This window comes from Bowmanella dokdonensis (assembly GCF_017254865.1).
GTDB classification, from domain to species: Bacteria; Pseudomonadota; Gammaproteobacteria; order Enterobacterales; family Alteromonadaceae; genus Bowmanella; species Bowmanella dokdonensis.
This window is the reverse complement of record NZ_JAFKCV010000280.1, coordinates 1-311: the sequence shown is the minus strand read 5'-3', so window position 1 is coordinate 311 and position 311 is coordinate 1. Positions and strand designations below refer to the sequence as shown.

Here is a 311-nt window from a genome sequence, read left to right as displayed (position 1 = left end):
CAGTTTACTTAACGCCACTGTCGCACAGTCAAAACGATAGCCCGCGCCATCAACCACAATAACGTCAAAAAGCCCCTCTTCGCCTTCCAGCGCAAAAGGAAACTTATCTCCCTCTGCGAACAACAATTTTGTTTTGCTATTGAGCTTAGGCTTGAGACTGCTGTACCACTCTGGATTATTTTCGACGCTGACGACTTGGGCGGCTCTCTCCATCCAAAACATGGTCGAGGCGCCTGCGCCATATTCAAATATTCGCTTATCGCTATAATCAAACTGATAAAGGTATTCGATTGCCGGATAGGTGTACAAAG

The 311-nt window shown here is 46.6% G+C and carries 1 pseudogene; it reads right to left on the bottom strand.

Annotation, left to right across the window (positions count from 1 at the left end):
• Window positions 1-311 (bottom strand): annotated as a pseudogene (locus tag J0A66_RS22580) (SAM-dependent methyltransferase); the annotation flags it as partial.